This window comes from Paenibacillus sp. sgz302148, assembly GCF_056120465.1.
On the sequence record NZ_JBVYOJ010000015.1, the window covers coordinates 23,815 to 39,904 of the forward strand.

The 16,090-nt window shown below is 54.8% G+C and carries 11 protein-coding genes; 9 read left to right on the forward strand and 2 right to left on the reverse strand.

Features of this window, described 5'->3' with window-relative positions:
* Window positions 1-87 precede the first annotated feature (87 nt).
* The 6 genes from AC0LWM_RS21415 (at window position 88) to AC0LWM_RS21440 (ending at window position 10,101) form a co-directional block, all read left to right on the forward strand.
* Window positions 88-2,223 (forward strand): heterodisulfide reductase-related iron-sulfur binding cluster, encoded by a 2,136-nt coding sequence (locus tag AC0LWM_RS21415; RefSeq protein WP_474677029.1) that lies wholly within the window; start codon window positions 88-90, stop codon window positions 2,221-2,223.
* Between the two features lie 50 nt (window positions 2,224-2,273).
* Window positions 2,274-4,673 (forward strand): 3-hydroxyacyl-CoA dehydrogenase/enoyl-CoA hydratase family protein, encoded by a 2,400-nt coding sequence (locus AC0LWM_RS21420; RefSeq protein WP_474677030.1) that lies wholly within the window; start codon window positions 2,274-2,276, stop codon window positions 4,671-4,673.
* 66 nt (window positions 4,674-4,739) lie between these two features.
* Window positions 4,740-5,921: a thiolase family protein gene (locus AC0LWM_RS21425; RefSeq protein WP_474677031.1), complete on the forward strand. Its 1,182-nt coding sequence runs from the start codon at window positions 4,740-4,742 to the stop codon at window positions 5,919-5,921.
* 148 nt (window positions 5,922-6,069) lie between these two features.
* Window positions 6,070-7,845, forward strand: coding sequence for an acyl-CoA dehydrogenase family protein (locus tag AC0LWM_RS21430; protein ID WP_474677032.1), 1,776 nt, complete (start codon window positions 6,070-6,072; stop codon window positions 7,843-7,845).
* Between the two features lie 30 nt (window positions 7,846-7,875).
* The gene (locus AC0LWM_RS21435; RefSeq protein ID WP_474677033.1) at window positions 7,876-9,561 is read left to right on the forward strand and encodes an AMP-binding protein; all 1,686 of its coding nucleotides are present in this window, start codon (window positions 7,876-7,878) and stop codon (window positions 9,559-9,561) included.
* Window positions 9,562-9,588: 27 nt separating this feature from the next.
* Complete coding sequence (locus tag AC0LWM_RS21440) at window positions 9,589-10,101, forward strand: PaaI family thioesterase (protein WP_474677034.1); 513 nt, start codon at window positions 9,589-9,591, stop codon at window positions 10,099-10,101.
* A 151-nt stretch (window positions 10,102-10,252) separates the two neighbouring features.
* Here AC0LWM_RS21440 and AC0LWM_RS21445 read toward each other — a convergent pair whose 3' ends face one another.
* Together AC0LWM_RS21445 and AC0LWM_RS21450 are read right to left on the reverse strand one after the other, a co-directional pair.
* Window positions 10,253-11,386 carry a PQQ-dependent sugar dehydrogenase gene (locus AC0LWM_RS21445; protein WP_474677035.1) on the reverse strand — a complete coding sequence of 378 codons (1,134 nt, stop codon included), beginning with the start codon at window positions 11,384-11,386 and terminating at the stop codon, window positions 10,253-10,255.
* Between the two features lie 24 nt (window positions 11,387-11,410).
* Complete coding sequence (locus AC0LWM_RS21450; RefSeq protein ID WP_474677036.1) at window positions 11,411-12,973, reverse strand: YifB family Mg chelatase-like AAA ATPase; 1,563 nt, start codon at window positions 12,971-12,973, stop codon at window positions 11,411-11,413.
* 184 nt (window positions 12,974-13,157) lie between these two features.
* Here AC0LWM_RS21450 and AC0LWM_RS21455 point away from each other — a divergent pair, with 184 nt between their 5' ends.
* The 3 genes from AC0LWM_RS21455 (at window position 13,158) to sucD (ending at window position 16,004) form a co-directional block, all read left to right on the forward strand.
* Complete coding sequence (locus AC0LWM_RS21455) at window positions 13,158-13,415, forward strand: hypothetical protein (protein ID WP_474677037.1); 258 nt, start codon at window positions 13,158-13,160, stop codon at window positions 13,413-13,415.
* Window positions 13,416-13,860: 445 nt separating this feature from the next.
* Entirely contained in the window at window positions 13,861-15,021 is a 1,161-nt protein-coding gene (gene sucC, locus AC0LWM_RS21460) for an ADP-forming succinate--CoA ligase subunit beta (RefSeq protein WP_474677038.1), read from the forward strand.
* A 50-nt stretch (window positions 15,022-15,071) separates the two neighbouring features.
* On the forward strand, window positions 15,072-16,004 hold the full coding sequence (sucD, locus tag AC0LWM_RS21465) for a succinate--CoA ligase subunit alpha (RefSeq protein WP_474677039.1): 933 nt from the start codon (window positions 15,072-15,074) through the stop codon (window positions 16,002-16,004).
* Window positions 16,005-16,090 lie beyond the last annotated feature (86 nt).

Below are 16,090 nucleotides of genomic sequence, written 5' to 3' on the forward strand. Positions count from 1 at the left end.
AAGCGTTTCCGGTTATCGGGCGGCGGCAGGATAACCTTATGTCAGCACAGGAAGAAGCGGGATCAATCCGTGGGGGAGGTAGAGAGGATGGCGGGAGCGCTCGCGCAAATCATCTGTTTTCTCGCGGCAGTCGGCTGTGCCATATCGATGTTTGCGCTCGCGGTGTATCGCAGGTACCGTTACGTCAGGCTGGGTCAGCCGCATGATTGGCCGAAATGGAACGAGCGGTTGAGAGAGTTTGCCGTCCAGACATTCGGGCAAACGAAACTGCTGAAGGACGTTCGAAGTGGCATGATGCACATTGTTCTATTTTACGGCTTCATCGTGCTTCAATTCGGTGCGCTCGATTTGATTGTGAAGGGACTGTTCGGCAAAGGACTGCCGCTGCCCGGCTATGAGGCGTTCGGTTTCGTACAGGAGGCAACCGTCGCTCTCGTCATATTGGCGATCCTATACGCGGCGTTTCGCAGGTATGTGGAGAAGCTCGTCCGGTTGAAAAAAGGATGGAAGCCAAGTGCCGTCGTGTTCTTTATTTCCGGGCTGATGGCTTCGGTGCTGTTCACGCTTGCATTTGATCGCCTGCGGGAAGGAGTGCAACGTTCTGCCTACGCACCGATATCTTCCTGGCTCGCCGAGCTGCTTCGAGGGGTGTCGGATCAAGGTGCGGACATCGGCTACCACATCGCGTGGTGGGTGCATTTGCTCATATTGCTCGCGTTTCTTGTGTACGTGCCGCAATCCAAACATTTTCACATCATTGTTGCCCCGATCAATTTGCTGCTCGGCCGGACATCTCCGCCGGGAAAGCTCGGCAAGCTGGATCTGGAGGATGAAAACGCCGAATCGTTCGGAGTCGGCGCCGTGGAACAATTGTCGCAGAAGCAGCTAATCGATCTGTATGCCTGCGTCGAATGCGGCCGCTGCACGAACGTGTGCCCTGCATCGAATACGGGCAAGCTGCTGTCTCCGATGCACCTGATCACGAAGCTGAGAGACCATCTGACGGAGAAAGGCGCCGCGGTAACGTCGAAGTCGCCTTGGGTGCCGGCGTTTATCGTTTCCGGCCAAGTTGGCGCGCATGCGATGTCCTCGGATGCTGCTCTGATGGAAAGCCCTGCCGGTTACGGCATCCAATCGACGATGGTTGCGCAAAAAGCATCATGGTCGAAGGTCGACAAAGGTGCGGATGAAATCGAGCTGATCGGCGACGTCCTCACGGAGGAAGAGTTATGGGCTTGCACAACGTGCCGCAACTGCGAGGACCAATGCCCGGTAGGCAACGAGCATGTAGACAAAATTATCGACATGCGGCGGTATCTTGTATTGACGCGAGGGGAACTGCCGACGGACGGGCAGCGGGCGATGCAAAATATCGAGCGCCAAGGCAACCCGTGGGGCATCAGCCGCGCCGACCGAGCGAAATGGCTGAAGGAAATCGATCCGGATCGGACGTTGAACGTGTCGACGGTGAAAGAAAATCCGAATTTCGACTACTTGCTGTTCGTCGGTTCGATGGGCTCGTACGATAACCGCAGCAAAAAAATAACCCGTGCTCTCGTGCGGCTCTTGATCGAAGCTGACGTCAACTTCGCCGTGCTTGGCAACGAGGAGAAAAATTCCGGCGACACGCCGCGCCGTATGGGCAACGAGTTTCTGTTCCAGCAGCTGTGCGAGGAAAATATTCGGACCTTCCATAAGTATAACGTGAAAAAGATCATAACCGCCTGCCCGCACACGTACAATACGTTGAAAAATGAATACCCCGACTTCGGCCTGGAAGCAGAGATCGTGCATCATACCGAGCTATTGGCCGAACTCGTCCGTACAGGCAAGCTGTCGCCGAAGCAAGCGCTCGAGGAAACGGTCGTGTACCATGATTCGTGTTATCTCGGCCGTTACAACGGCGTATACGAGCCGCCGCGCGATCTTGTCCGTTCGATTCCCGGTGTGCGGCTCGTCGAGATGAGCAGGTCCCGCGAAAACGGAATGTGCTGCGGCGCAGGCGGAGGACGCATGTGGATGGAAGAAACGGCGGGACAGCGAGTAAACGTCGCCCGCACCGAGCAAGCGCTTGCCGTCAGTCCGACGACGATCGCTTCCGCATGTCCTTATTGCTTGACGATGATGGAGGACGGCGTCAAACAGGAGGAAGTGGAAGATTCGGTCAAAGCAAGGGATGTCGCGGAGCTGCTCGCCGCATCGGTGTTTGGCGAGCCGTTATAACAGGTGTAGAGGCGTATTGCGGTCATGAATTCGATAAAGGAGGGACACGAATGGATCGAACGATACGAAGCGCAGCAGTCATCGGCTCGGGCGTGATGGGCGCCGGCATTGCGGCGCACCTTGCGAATGCGGGCATCTCCTGTCTGCTGCTCGATGTCGTGCCGGAGGCGCCGCTGCCGCAGGAATCGACTGCAGGGCTTGGGCTCGAGCATCCGAAGGTGCGCAACCGGCTTGCGTCAGCCGCAGTTGAGCGGCTGAAGACGTCGAATCCGGCGCCGTTGTACAGCGAGTCATTTGCCGCTCGGATCAAGCCGGGTAATGTTATCGACCATTGGCATGAACTTACGAAGGTCGATTGGATCATCGAAGCGGTGACCGAAAGGCTGGACGTGAAAAAGCAAATATTCGCGAACATCGAACGCGTATGGAAACCGGGAACGATCGTGAGCTCGAATACGTCGGGCATTTCGATTGCAGCTATGACGGAAGACTGCGGCTTAGAGCTGCAGCGGCATACGCTTGGGACGCATTTTTTCAATCCGCCGCGATATATGAAGCTGCTCGAGCTCATACCCGGACCTAACACTTCGCCGGAAATCGTAAACTACATGGCGCGTTTCTGCGACAAGAGGCTCGGCAAAGGCGTCGTGGTTGCCAAGGATACGCCCAACTTTATCGCGAACCGGATCGGTACGTACGGCTTGCTGGTCACACTGCGCGAGATGGCGGAGAAAGGCTACACGGTCGACGAGATCGACGCGGTAACCGGACCCGCGATGGGCAGGCCCAAAAGCGCGACGTTCCGTACGCTCGATCTTGTTGGATTGGATACGTTCGTCCATGTCACGCACAATGTGCACGACAATATCCGGGATGAGAAGGAGAAAGCGGTGTTCACCGTACCGGCCTTGATGCAGGAGCTTGTCGCGCGAGGGTGGATCGGGGAGAAGCAAGGCCAAGGATTCTACAAAAAAGTGAAAAGCGGCGATTCAAAACAAATTTTGGCGCTGAACGCCGCGACGATGGAATACGAACCTACCCGGAAAGTCACTTCGTCGTCGCTCGAGGCGGCAAAGGCAGCCAAAGGAGGAGCGCGCGCGAAGCTGCAAGCTCTGCTGGGTACGCCGGATCGTTACTCCGGGATCGCTTGGGATACGCTCAAGCACACGCTTGTATATGCCGCGGAAATGGTCGGCGAAATCGCCGATTCCATCGCCGATATCGACAATGCGATGAAATGGGGCTTCAATTGGGAGCTCGGCCCGTTCGAGACATGGGATGCGCTAGGCTTGCAAGCAACGGTCGAGCGCCTCGAGCGGGATGAGCTGACGGTCCCGGCTTGGGTAAAAGAATGGATTGCGGCAGGCCATGACCGTTTTTACCGGCAGGAGGACGGCCATACGTTTCATTATTGGCGCAATGCGTTCAAGGCAATGGAGGCTCCGCCGGAATGGATATCGCTTGCGGCGTTGAAGGAGCGGAACCGGACGATCCGCTCCAACTCGGGTGCAAGCCTGATCGATATCGGCGACGGAGTGGCGTGTCTGGAGTTTCATTCGCCGAACAACGCGATCGGCGCTGACATTCTGACGATGATCCAGCAGAGCGTCGAGGAGGTTCGCCGCAATTGGAGGGGCCTTGTCATCGCGAATGACGGCAAAAACTTCTGCGTCGGCGCCAATCTGATGCTGCTGCTCATGGAGGCGCAAGACGAGTCGTGGGATGAGGTCGACAGCATTATCCGGTTGTTCCAGAACACCATGATGCAGCTTCGCAGACTGGATAAACCGGTCGTTGCGGCTCCGCATCGCATGACGCTTGGCGGAGGCGTCGAAGTCTGCTTGCCTGCCGACCGCATCTGCTTCTCGGCTGAAACTTATTTCGGCCTTGTCGAGACGGGTGTGGGTCTCATCCCGGCCGGCGGGGGCTGCAAAGCGGTTGCGGAGCGTTTGAGCCTTTCCGCGCCTGACGCGGAAACGGATTTGCAGCCGAAGCTGAACAAAATGTTCGAAACGATCGCAATGGGCAAAGTGTCGACGAGCGGCCACGATACGAGGACGCTTGGGTATATGCGGGACGCCGATTCCGTCGCCATGAATCACGACCATCGGATCTTTGAAGCAAAGCAGGCGGTGCTGGGCATGGATGCGGCAGGTTATACGCCCGAACCGGAGTCGCCGATCCGCGTCGCAGGTCGCGACGGCAAAGCGGTAATGCAGCTCGGCGTGTATACGATGCGGCAGGGCGGCTACATCAGCGATCACGACGCCTTGATCGCAAACAAGCTGGCGCACGTGCTGGCGGGCGGCGATGTCCCTGCGGGAACCTACGTAACCGGACAATATTTGCTCGATTTGGAGCGTGAAGCGTTTCTAAGCTTGTGCGGCGAGCGGAAAACGCAGGAACGGATGCAATATATGCTGTTCAAAGGGAAGCCGCTCAGAAATTGACGGAATAAGGAAGAGGAAAGAGGAAAGAGGAAAGAGGAAAGAGGAAAGAGGAAAGAGGTGAGGACGATGCAAGAAGCTGTCATCGTTTCGGCGGTGCGAACGGCAGTCGGGCGCGGGAAAAAAGGCGCGCTGACGCAAACCCGCGCCGAGGATCTGGGACGCGCGGTACTTCAAGCGGCTGTCGAACGCGTACCCGGGATAACCGCCGCCGACGTGGAGGATTGCATCATCGGCTGTGCAATGCCGGAGGGCGAGCAGGGGTTAAACGTCGCCCGAATCCTATCGCTGTATGCCGGATTTCCCGCATCCGTGCCCGCGCTGACGGTCAATCGATTCTGCGCCTCCGGGCTGCAGGCGATCGCCTTCGCCGCTGAGCGCGTTATGCTCGGCCATGCGGACGTCGTCATCGCCGGCGGCGTCGAGAGCATGAGCCATGTGCCGATGGGCGGCTTCAAACCGGCGCCGCACCCCGGCATTATCGCGGAGACGCCGCAGGTATACATGAGCATGGGGCATACGGCGGAAACGGTCGCTGCCCGATATGGCGTTAGCCGGGAGGATCAGGACCGGTTTGCGTTGGAAAGCCACCGCAAAGCCGCCGCGGCTATTCAAGCCGGGAAGTTCAAAGACGAAATCGTAGCCGTCGCAGGGAACACAATCGGCGTAGACGAAACCGGCAAGCACTGGAGCAAGCCGTTCGTATTCGACACGGACGAATGCGTCCGTCCCGATACGACGATGGAAGCGCTGGCGAAGTTGAAGCCTTCCTTCTCGAGGGGCGGCACCGTCACTGCGGGCAACTCGTCCCCGATCAGCGACGGAGCGGCGGCCGTCGTCGTCATGAGCCGCGCGAAAGCCGACTCGCTGGGGCTGAAGCCGCTTGCCGCTTTCCGCGCTTTTGCCGTGGCTGGCATCGAGCCTGAGGTGATGGGCCTCGGCCCAATCGAGGCAATTCCGAAAGCGCTGAATCAGGCCGGTTTGACGAAGGAGCAAATTGATTTGTTCGAGATCAATGAAGCGTTCGCGGCGCAATGCGTGCAGGTCATTCGTCATTTGGAACTGGACGAAAGCAAAGTGAACGTAAACGGCGGCGCGATTGCGCTAGGGCATCCGCTTGGAGCGACCGGCGCCAAGCTGACGACAAGCCTGATTCATGAACTGAAGCGCCGCGGCGGCGGGATGGGCATCGTATCGATGTGCATCGGCGGAGGCATGGGCGCAGCCGGGGTCATCGAAGTATTCGCGTAACGCTTAGGCTCGAAAGCTAGCATAAAATTAACCGCATCTTTTCCCGTTATTTTCGGAAGAGTCGGGGTTTTGAAATTTATCTGCTGCGTGAGTTCCATAATGTTGGGAATGTGCGCGGTTATAGTTTGTCTTTTTAGGAGGGTACCTAATGTCGAACCAAAATATCGTCGGCGGCAGCTTCATCCTTGACGAGGCGGACTTCCGCGACGTGATGACACCTGAGGATTTTACCGAGGAGCAGCGAATGATCGCGGACACGACCCGCGAATATGTCGAGAAAGAAGTTTTGCCCCATGACGAGGAAGTGGAGGCGCTGAATTACGAGCTGACCGTTAAGCTGATGCGCAAAGCCGGCGAGCTCGGCTTGCTCGGTCCGGACGTGCCGGAGGATTTCGGCGGGCTCGGCCTCGACAAGATCAGCTCCACGCTGATCGGCGAGACGCTCGCGAAAGCTTCGTCGCTCGCCCTTTCCATCGGAGCGCACGTTGGCATCGGGACGCTGCCGATCGTGTTTTTCGGCACGCCGGAGCAGAAGCGCAAATATTTGCCCGAGCTTGCGACCGGGGAGAAAATCGCCGCGTATTGCTTGACCGAGCCGACGTCAGGATCGGACGCGCTCGGCGCAAGGACGACGGCGCGGCTGTCGGACGACGGCAGCCGGTATATCCTGAACGGCTCCAAGCAGTTTATTACGAACGCGGGCTTTGCGGACGTGTTCATCGTGTACGCGAAGGTGGACGGCCAGCATTTCAGCGCGTTTATCGTGGATCGGGAAACGCCGGGCTTCACGATTGGTCCGGAAGAGAAGAAGATGGGCATTAAAGGTTCGTCGACTTGCCCGATTTTCTTCGAAGATGCCTCCATACCGGCAGATAACTTGCTGGGCGAAGTCGGCAAGGGCCATTTGATCGCTTTTAATATTTTGAATATCGGGCGGTTTAAGCTTGGAGCGGGTTGCGTCGGCGGCGCGAAGGAATCGATCGAGCTGGCAGCCGCATACGCTAATGCACGGACCCAATTCGGGCAGCGTATCTCAACATTCCCGCTCATCGGCAAAAAGCTGGCCGAGATGAACATCGTAACTTATGCGCTGGAAAGCATGGTATACCGGACGGCAGGGTTGATCGACCGTATCTTAAGCGGCCTTGATCACTCCAGTCCCGATGCGGGCAAAGTTTCCGCCAAAGGCATTGCCGAATATGCGATCGAGTGCTCGATCAACAAGGTGTTCGGGACAGAGGCGCTTGATTTCGTGGCTGACGAGGGTGTGCAAATCCATGGCGGTTACGGCTTCATTCGCGAATACAAGATTGAGCGGATTTATCGCGATAACCGGATCAACCGTATTTTTGAAGGGACGAATGAGATCAACCGCTTGCTTATCCCGGGTACGTTGCTCAAAAAAGCGCTGAAGGGCGACCTTGCTCTTTTCCAAAAAGCGCAGGCACTTCAAAACGAGCTGCTCTCGCTTGTGCCGGGGCAAACGTTCGATGGCGTGCTGGAACAAGAAGCCCATCTGCTGAAGATGGCCAAAACGATCTTTTTGTTCGCGGGAGGACTAGCGGTTCAGAAGTATGGAACGAATATTGAGAAAGAGCAGGAAGTGCTTGCGGATATGGCCGATTTGATGATTTCCGTTTATGCGATGGAAAGCACGCTCCTTCGTACGCACAAGCTGTTGGCCTCGCAAGGCGAAGACAAGTCGCGCCATGCCGTCGGCATGACCCAGGTGTTCGTGCATGAATCGTTCGATAAGGTGGAGGCGAAAGCGAAGTCCGTTCTTTCCGCGATGGAAACCGGCGACGTGCTTCGCACTCAGCTGTCTATTCTGAAGAAGCTGACCCGAGTTCAACCAGTGGATATCGTATCGATCAAACGACAAATTGCCGCACGCGTCATAGCCGCCGAAAAATATTGCGTATAGTCAGCGTCTTCCTGAAAAGGAGATTCGAATATGCGTACCGAAAAGCCATGGCTTGCGCATTACCCGCCGGAAGTGGCCCCGACGAGCGAATATCCGAAACAAAATGTCGCCCAGTTTTTTCTTGACGCTGCACAACGTTTCCCGGAACGGCCGGCGATTTATTTTATGGGCAAAACGACAACCTATGGCAGGCTGCTCTCTTCGGTATACCGATTTTCCAATGCGCTTCGTACGTTAGGGGTCAAAAAAGGCGACCGCGTCGCCATCATGCTTCCCAACTGCCCGCAGCTCGTGATCGCTTATTTGGGCACGTTGCTGCTCGGCGGGGTTGTGGTGATGACGAATCCGCTGTATATGGAAGGCGAGTTAAAGCATCAGCTCATCGACAGCGGCGCGGTAGCCATTGTCGGACTGGATTTGCTCAGCACCCGGATCGCCAAAGTGAAGCGGGATACGCATCTTCAACATGTCATCATCACTTCGATTAAGGATGCGCTTCCATTTCCGAAAAATATTTTGTATCCGATCAAAGCGAAAAAAGACGGATTAAATTTGAACGTCGTATATGGTCCCGGGGTACATTCGTTCACCGGCCTGCTTAGCATCGCTTCCGACGAACCGGTTCATGTCGAGTTGAATCCGGAAAAAGACTTGGCTGTCCTACAGTATACGGGCGGTACGACCGGCGTTGCCAAAGGCGTTATGCTGACGCATTCCAATCTTGTCGCCAATACGCTGCAGACGGTGCACTGGTTTTACCGGGCGGAGATGGGCAAGGAACGGCTGCTCGCGGCATTGCCGTGTTTCCATGTGTTCGGCTTGACAGTATTGCTTAACCAAGCGATGGTTATGGCCGGCATGCTGCTGCTCATTCCGAAATTTGACGTCGGTTTGATTTTGAAGACGATCGACCGGATGAAACCGACGATTTTTCCCGGCGCCCCAACGATGTATATCGGTTTGATTCATCATCCCGATCTTAAACGGTACGACTTGTCTTCGATCAAAGCGTGCATTAGCGGCTCGGCGGCGCTCCCGGTGGATGTACAGGACCGTTTCGAGGAGTTGTCCGGCGGAAGGCTCGTGGAAGGATACGGCTTGACGGAAGCATCTCCGGTCACGCACGCAAACAACGTATGGGGCAAACGAAAAATCGGCACGATCGGCATCCCGTTTCCGGATACGGATGCCAAAATCGTAGACTCCGAGACGGGAGAGGAGCTGCCGATCGGCGAAATCGGCGAACTTGTCGTGAAAGGGCCGCAGGTGATGCAGGGCTATTGGAACCGGCCTGACGATACGGCGGCTGCGCTGAAAAATGGATGGCTCTATACCGGCGATATGGGCTCGATGGATGAAGACGGTTATTTTACGATTGTCGATCGGAAAAAAGATCTGATCAATGCCAGCGGCTTCAAAGTGTATCCGCGCGAGGTGGAGGAAGTGCTGTTCGAGCATCCCGGCGTAAAGGAAGCGACCGTCGCCGGCGTACCCGACGAATATCGCGGGGAAACGGTGAAGGCGTTCATTGTCCTGAAGGAAGACACGCAATTGTCCGAACAGCAGCTTGACGTCTGGTGCCGGGAACGTCTTGCGGCGTTCAAAGTGCCGCGTTTGTATGAATTCCGCGATACGCTGCCCAAAACGATCGTCGGGAAGGTGCTCCGCCGGAAGCTGATGGAGGAAGAGCTGGCCAAGTGGCAGGATCCGAAATGACTATAACCAGGTACAGGAGCATGACGTATGAGCGAGCGGGAAACGAATGAATTGTTGCAGAGGCAAGCGGTTGGCAAGCATGGAGACCTGGAACAGCATGGTCAGAGGCAATGGCAGAAGGAAGATTTGGATGATGCCGAAGCGATGGAGCTCATTATGCGAAGAGCCGAGATGGCGGAGAGCACTTTTTGGGGTTATCTCGGCTGCAAGCTGGAGAAGCTGGAACAGGGCAAAGTGGAGATTAGTTTGGATGCAGGGAAACGACATTTGAATCCGATCGGCCTCGTGCACGGAGGTGTGTTGGCCTCCCTGCTGGACAATGCGATGGGCATAGCCGTAATGCTGGTTCGGCCTAATGACAAAACGGTAACGACGAATCTTAATATTCATTATGTGTCGACGTTATACGAAGGCAAGCTTCGCGTGACGGCGGAGGTCTTGCACCAGTCGCGCAAAATGCTGACCACGACGGGCACAGTGTGGGATGCGGAAGGGAAAATCGCGACAATCGGGACAGGGACGTTTCGCGTGACGAGTTGAAGGTTGATCTACCAGGATCCGAAGCATCTAGCGGCGGTTGGGGTTGTTGTGGGCATTAACGAGAGTTGATAGGAAACGAAAGGCAACCGCCGATGCTGATCGCTTGGTTGCCTTTTTGTTTTGTTTGACTCTGCGTATGTGGACATCGTTTTTAGCGTTCCGCGCCTGTCGGCACAAGACGAATGATCTGATCGTCATGCAGACGAGGCTTGCCGCGTCCATCGCGGTTATTGGTCATCACGTAGATCGAACCGTCCGGTCCCTCATAGACATCGCGGATGCGACCGAACTGTCCTGCAAACATCGGAATGACTTTGGAAACGCGAGGTTGTCCGTTTTGCTCGCCGATAACGAACCGAAGTACTTGGGAGCCGCGCAAGTTCGCCATGAGTAAATTGCCTTTCCATGGCCCTTGCGTGACGAAAGCGATGCCTGAAGGCGCCCATGTCGTTTCGCCGCTCTGAGCTAACGGCGGCTTCATGCCGTCCGCCGTCTCGTCTCCCTCGATAGCCGGCCAGCCATAGTTAGCCCCCGCTTCGATGACGTTGAACTCATCATGCGCCGATTGGCCGTGCTCGGAGGAAAACAGCTTGCCCGATCCGGGCTGCCAAGCAAGACCTTGCGGGTTGCGGTGTCCGAGGCTATATATAGGCGAGCCGGGAAACGGGTTATCATCCGGAATGGAGCCGTCGGTTCGGATTCGCAATATTTTGCCGCCGATACTATCCTTCGATTGAGCGAGCGGAGGCTCGTATTTGTCGCCGGCCGTAATGTACAGATACCCGTCGGGACCAAACTTGATTCTTCCTCCATTGTGGTTCGTGCTTCCTGGAATGTTGTCAATCAACACCTTATCGATCTTCGCTTTATTATTGTGCTCGACGAGGCGGAGGACGCGGTTTTTCATTTCGCCGTTCTCTTCATAAGTATGATATACGTAGATGTAATGATTGCCTGCGAAGTGCGGATCCAGCGCCAGTCCAAGCAATCCTCCCTCGCCCTGGCCGGCGAAGGGAGCTTCTAATGACAGTACGGGTTCTTTCAACAATTGGCCCTTGATCATGACGCGGATCGTGCCCGGACGTTCCGTCAGAAATGCGCGCCCGTCCTTGGCGAAATCGATAGCCCAAGGCACATTGAGATCCTTCGCGAAGATTTCCTGCCGGTAAGGCATGTCGGTACTCTCGTTAACGGGTCCCGTTGAAGCTTTGGGCTTCTCGAACACATCGCAGCCGACGAGCGCCATACATGCGATGATGAAATGCAGCGCCAGCTTTTTTCCCATATCTTGGATCACCTCTTTCGTCTATTATAGCACGAACTTTCGATCCAAATTTCGGTATTGGATAGCTTCAGCCAAATGTTCGGTCAAGATGCGCTCGCTCGTTTCCAGATCGGCAATCGTCCGTGCGAGCTTCAATATACGGTCATGTGCGCGAAAGCTGAGTCCGAGCGCTTCATAGGACATTTTCAGCAATTGGTCCGCCTCCGGCTCCAAGATGCAATATTTGCGCAGCAGCTTGCCGGACAGCTCATGATTGTAGCGTATTCCGTCTTTCCTGTAACGCTCCGCTTGAAGACGCTGAGCAGCACCAACGGCGGCGCGCATATCGGAGGAGGACAAGCCGGCTTGCCCTTCCGTATATTGATTGGCTCGGGGCACTTCCACGTGGAGGTCGATCCGATCGAGCAGCGGGCCCGATATTTTCCCTCGGTAATGCGAGATTCTCGACGAGCTGCAAGTGCAGCGATTCGCTTCCGTTTCGCCTCCGAAATATCCGCAAGGACAGGGGTTCATCGAACAAGCCAGCATCACGTCAGAAGGAAAACGAAGAACCGCCCTGGCCCGGCCGATCGTTACGCTGCGCTCCTCGAGCGGCTGACGCAGCACCTCCAGCACCGTCCGGGAAAATTCGGGCAGCTCGTCGAGAAATAATATGCCTTTGTGAGCAAGGCTGATTTCACCTGGCTTCGGAATTGTGCCCCCGCCGATAAGTCCGCCTGCCGAGATCGTATGATGCGGACTGCGAAACGGGCGGTTGCGAATCAGAGCGGTTTTTCCGTCCAGCTTGCCTGACACGCTGTAAATTTTGGTCACTTCGAGCGCTTCGCTGTCGGTGAGCGGCGGAAGAATGGTAGGAAGGCGGCGGATCAGCATCGTTTTGCCGGTGCCGGGAGGACCGATCAGCATAATATTGTGCATCCCGGCCGCAGCAATCAGTAGAGCTCGTTTGGCTTGATGCTGTCCGACGACATCGGCGTAATCCTCGATTGGCTGTGAAGGAGGTCGTTCCGTTTCCGGTTTGTCGTCTATTTTATGGGGTAGAAAATTTATGCCATTAATAATCGTGCCGGTGTCTTTGTATGATGGTTCCTTCATGCAAATTTCATTGAGATGCGCAGCTGCATATACGTCGATCCCATCGATTAAAGCCGCTTCAGCTCCATTTTCTTTTGGCAGCAGTACTCTCTTGAAGCCTAGCTGAAGCGCATGATGTACCATGGAGAGTACGCCCGGAACGGGTCGCAGCTGTCCGTTTAAAGCCAGTTCCCCAATGACGAGCGTATCCTCCAATCCGGGGATCGCCGCTTGTCCGCTTGTCGTCAATATTCCGACCGCGATCGCGAGATCGAAGGATGAGCCTTCCTTGCGCAGGTCTGCTGGCGCCAGGTTGACGGTGATCCGTTCCATCGGAAACGCGAATCCGCAATTTTTAATGGCGGCCCGTACCCGTTCCATCGATTCGCGAATGGCCGAATCCGGCAAGCCGACGATGGCCATCTGCGGCAGGCCGTTTACGATATCGATTTCGACTTCGATCAATTGTCCGTCAACGCCGTGGACGCACGCGCTGTATAATTTTCCGTACATAACAAATAAGCACCTCGTTCCGGGAATGTGATGCAGTTCAGCCGACAGGGCAGAAACAACAGCAAATTCGGATAAAGGTGCTTCCTTATGATCCGTTTATCGTGGATTTTGAAATAAGTTGTTTTCATTGTAGTCCGATATTAAATCAGTGTCAATTGGGGATAATACAGGCAGAGGTGATAACATGGAGGAAAAACCGTATTTTTGCCCAAACTGCCGTTCCAACCGGGTCAAATTCAGCGTCATCACTGCCGCTTCCCAGCGATTCATCAAAGACGCGATGACGGGAGCGATCTCGGAAGTCGCTGATATGCAGCCAATCAACGAAGGCGAGCCGAACATTCAATGCATGGTTTGTTATTTCACGGGCAACGAGCAAAGGTTTATCAAACAAGCGGAACGCGAGCCTCGCGTCATGACGCCGACGCATTCGGCATATTAGCCCATAGGCGTTGAAAACAGGCGCATTTCTTTCAAGGGAAGAAGTGCGCCGTTATTTGTTTCGCTTATATTGAATCCCATGATTTTATGCGGCAGCTCCTTTTATTTGGATCAGATCCGGCCTTTAAACGCTTTCTTATCGCAAAAAGAGATGATACTTATGCGCGAAAAGTATCGAAAAACAATGGATATTTTATGAAAATGATAAGGAAACGGCTCAAAAAAAGTGATACAATAGAAAAGGTTTGTACAAAAACAGCGTTTTTCAAATGCGCATACCCCATCTGTTCGGGTGGTGTCCGAGCGGTTACGTTCAATAGTAAGACTTTGCGTCTTATGCTTGGAACCGCCGATTTGCGCGCGCTGTCATGAACGGGAACGCTTGTCCTGCGGCGTTTCTTCAAAACTAGGCATTGTTCTCGAAAAACTTTAAGGAGGATTCAGGGATGAATATCCATGAGTATCAAGGGAAAGAAGTCCTGCGGCAATATGGTGTCGCCGTTCCGCAAGGAAAAGTTGCTTTTACACCGGAAGAAGCGGTTGAAGCGGCGAAGGAGCTCGGCACATCGGTTGTCGTTGTCAAAGCGCAAATTCATGCTGGCGGACGCGGTAAAGCCGGCGGCGTTAAAGTGGCGAAAAACTTGGACGAAGTCCGCGCTTATGCGACGGAAATTCTCGGCAAAGTGCTCGTCACGCATCAAACGGGTCCTGAAGGCAAAGAAGTTAAGCGCCTGCTGATCGAGCAAGGCTGCGATATTAAAAAAGAATATTATGTAGGCGTCGTATTGGATCGCGCTACGGGCCGCGTTACGATGATGGCTTCCGAAGAAGGGGGCACCGAAATCGAAGAAGTTGCCGAGCATTCTCCTGAGAAAATCATCAAAGAAACGATTGATCCAGCTGTAGGCATGCAAGCATACCAAGCTCGCAAGCTTGCTTATGCGATCAACATTCCGGCTGAGCTTGTTGGCAAAGCGGTACAATTCATGCTTGCGCTGTACACGGCGTTCGTTGAAAAAGACTGCTCCATCGCCGAAATTAATCCGCTTGTCGTTACCGGCGACGGACAAGTTATGGCGCTTGACGCCAAATTGAACTTCGATTCCAACGCGCTGTTCCGCCACAAAGACATTCAAGCGCTGCGCGATCTGGATGAAGAAGATGCCAAAGAAATCGAAGCGTCCAAATTCGACCTCAGCTACATCGCGCTTGACGGCAACATCGGTTGCATGGTTAACGGCGCGGGTCTTGCGATGGCGACGATGGACATTATCAAATATTATGGCGGCGATCCTGCGAACTTCCTCGACGTAGGGGGCGGCGCAACGAAAGAGAAAGTAACCGAAGCGTTCAAAATCATTTTGTCCGACAAGCAGGTTAAAGGCATTTTCGTCAACATCTTCGGCGGCATTATGCGTTGCGACATTATCGCTGACGGCGTAATCGCGGCAGCCAAAGAACTGGGTCTGGATCGTCCGCTCGTTGTTCGTCTGGAAGGCACGAACGTAGACCTCGGCAAAAAAATGTTGAACGAATCCGGCTTAAACATCGTTGCGGCCGACTCGATGGCCGACGGCGCGCAAAAAATCGTATCGCTTGTCAAATAATGACCGTTTAAAACTATGTTTTGATTTCATACAAAGGGTGTGAGTGTTCGATGAGTATTTTAGTAAACAAAAATACACGCGTCATTACGCAAAATATGACCGGCAAAACAGGGATGTTCCACACAAAAGGCGGTCTCGACTACGGCACGCAAATGGTAGCAGGCGCAACGCCGGGCAAAGGCGGCACGACGGTTGACTTCGCGCTGGAAAACGGCAGCACGGTCACGCTTCCTGTGTACAACACCGTTCTTGAGGCAAAAGAAGCTACGGATGCGAACGCATCGGTTATCTACGTTCCGCCTGCAGCTGCAGCGGATGCGATCATGGAAGCCGTTGACGCAGGTCTTGAGCTTGTTATTTGTATCACGGAAGGCATTCCGGTTCTTGACATGGTCAAAGTAAAACGGTACATGGAAGGCAAAAACACGCGCCTGATCGGACCGAACTGCCCTGGCGTCATTACGCCGGGCGAATGCAAAATCGGCATCATGCCGGGATACATCCATACGCCGGGCCATGTCGGCGTCGTTTCCCGCAGCGGAACGCTGACATATGAAGCGGTTCACCAACTGACGACTCGCGGCATCGGCCAATCGTCCGCGGTAGGCATCGGCGGCGACCCGGTGAAAGGCTCGGAGTTTATCGACATTCTTCACCTGTTCAACGAAGATCCGGACACGTATGCCGTCATCATGATCGGCGAAATCGGCGGTACGGCGGAAGAAGAAGCGGCTGAGTGGATCAAAGCGAACATGAAAAAGCCGGTTATCGGCTTCATCGGCGGCGCAACTGCTCCTCCAGGGAAGCGTATGGGTCACGCGGGCGCGATCATTTCCGGCGGCAAAGGTACGGCGGCTGAAAAAATCGCTAAGCTCGAAGAGTGCGGCGTACGCGTTGCACCAACGCCTTCCGAAATGGGCTCCACGCTGGTCAGCGTGCTTGAAGAAAAAGGTCTGCTCGAGAAGTGCATCACAAAGAAATAAGGTCGAAGGTAAGCAACCTTCCAACTCCCGACAGGGGGCTGGAAGGTTTTTTTTTGAAATTATACATCGTAAAGGGGCGTTGGACA

Excerpts from the sequence above, each read along its gene's own strand:
- AC0LWM_RS21415 (WP_474677029.1), top strand. The coding sequence starts at position 88 with ATGGCGGGAGCGCTCGCGCAAATCATCTGTTTTCTCGCGGCAGTCGGC.
- AC0LWM_RS21420 (WP_474677030.1), top strand. The coding sequence starts at position 2,274 with ATGGATCGAACGATACGAAGCGCAGCAGTCATCGGCTCGGGCGTGATG.
- AC0LWM_RS21425 (WP_474677031.1), top strand. The coding sequence starts at position 4,740 with ATGCAAGAAGCTGTCATCGTTTCGGCGGTGCGAACGGCAGTCGGGCGC.
- AC0LWM_RS21430 (WP_474677032.1), top strand. The coding sequence starts at position 6,070 with ATGTCGAACCAAAATATCGTCGGCGGCAGCTTCATCCTTGACGAGGCG.
- AC0LWM_RS21435 (WP_474677033.1), top strand. The coding sequence starts at position 7,876 with ATGCGTACCGAAAAGCCATGGCTTGCGCATTACCCGCCGGAAGTGGCC.
- AC0LWM_RS21440 (WP_474677034.1), top strand. The coding sequence starts at position 9,589 with ATGAGCGAGCGGGAAACGAATGAATTGTTGCAGAGGCAAGCGGTTGGC.
- AC0LWM_RS21445 (WP_474677035.1), bottom strand. The coding sequence starts at position 11,386 with ATGGGAAAAAAGCTGGCGCTGCATTTCATCATCGCATGTATGGCGCTC.
- AC0LWM_RS21450 (WP_474677036.1), bottom strand. The coding sequence starts at position 12,973 with ATGTACGGAAAATTATACAGCGCGTGCGTCCACGGCGTTGACGGACAA.
- AC0LWM_RS21455 (WP_474677037.1), top strand. The coding sequence starts at position 13,158 with ATGGAGGAAAAACCGTATTTTTGCCCAAACTGCCGTTCCAACCGGGTC.
- sucC (WP_474677038.1), top strand. The coding sequence starts at position 13,861 with ATGAATATCCATGAGTATCAAGGGAAAGAAGTCCTGCGGCAATATGGT.
- sucD (WP_474677039.1), top strand. The coding sequence starts at position 15,072 with ATGAGTATTTTAGTAAACAAAAATACACGCGTCATTACGCAAAATATG.